Below are 1,002 nucleotides of genomic sequence, written 5' to 3' on the forward strand. Positions count from 1 at the left end.
CAAGATGAATGGGACGCTGCGCGCTGATCCGCGGGGATACTTGAGAATTGCCTTGGCGGCGGTGCCATACATCTCCGGCATGACGGATTCAAGAGCTATCCTGGAACTGACTCGCGATGTCAGCTACTTCGACCAAGCGGCTACCCGCATGGAGACCGAATCTGAACCCGCGGTCCGGGTGGCCGAGTTGCTGCGCACTAAGCTGAGGGAGATCGAACTCCGCTATGGCATGGAGTCCTATTTCCGCGACATATACGCCCTGCGCGCGATGCCGTTATGGGCTCACGAAACGGGCGAGGTCGTCGGATGGAAGTGCGATCTGGGCGGCGACCCTGCATGTTTCGAGCACTCCGAGATTTGGACGTGGCCAAGTGTGCTCCTGACGAGCATCGTGCGCTCCGCAGCGACGGCGCGTTTGACAGTCGATGGCGACGAGGTGGATGGCGAGATCGCATGGGTCGAGCACATCAGCTTAACCTTGGGTTTCCAGCACGGTTGCGTGATCCCTTATCTGCGCTTTGACAGTCATATAGGCATTTGGCCGACTGGGCAGGCCAAGTGGCGTTACCGTGACGCACCATGGTTCTGTCCAGGTTTCCCGCCGCCAGCGGGACGCGGCACAGGGCATGTACTAAACCGCCACTCCGGGGTTCACGACGGCCGCAAGGCCTTGCGGACGGTTTCGTTTGAGATCGTTAACAACCAAACGGTAAAGATCCCGGAGGAGTTGGCTAAGAACGACTCCAGGCGCTATTGGGCATCAACACTGCCACCGAGCATCTATCGAGCGCCTGTGGCGGTGCCTGGCAGCGATGGCAAAATAATTCAAAGAATGCGAATCGAGCGCATTGACGCTGGGACGCTGACAGAATGGCTGACAGAATACAGAATTATGCCGATCGAAAGCCAGTTCCTGCCATACAAAATCGACCCTGCAGAAATTCTATGCCCGCCGAATATGCTCAATACGGTTCTGGCGCTTATTGAGGGCGTCCTACTTGA

1 protein-coding gene is annotated in these 1,002 nt (G+C 57.5%); it reads left to right on the top strand.

The genetic code is table 11. The features are described from left to right. Nucleotides 1-1,002 (top strand): hypothetical protein (locus tag I71_RS38170; protein ID WP_042692970.1); only part of this gene is annotated, 1,002 nt, incomplete at both ends.

This window comes from Azospirillum sp. B506, assembly GCF_000333595.1.
Classification (GTDB): domain Bacteria; phylum Pseudomonadota; class Alphaproteobacteria; order Azospirillales; family Azospirillaceae; genus Azospirillum.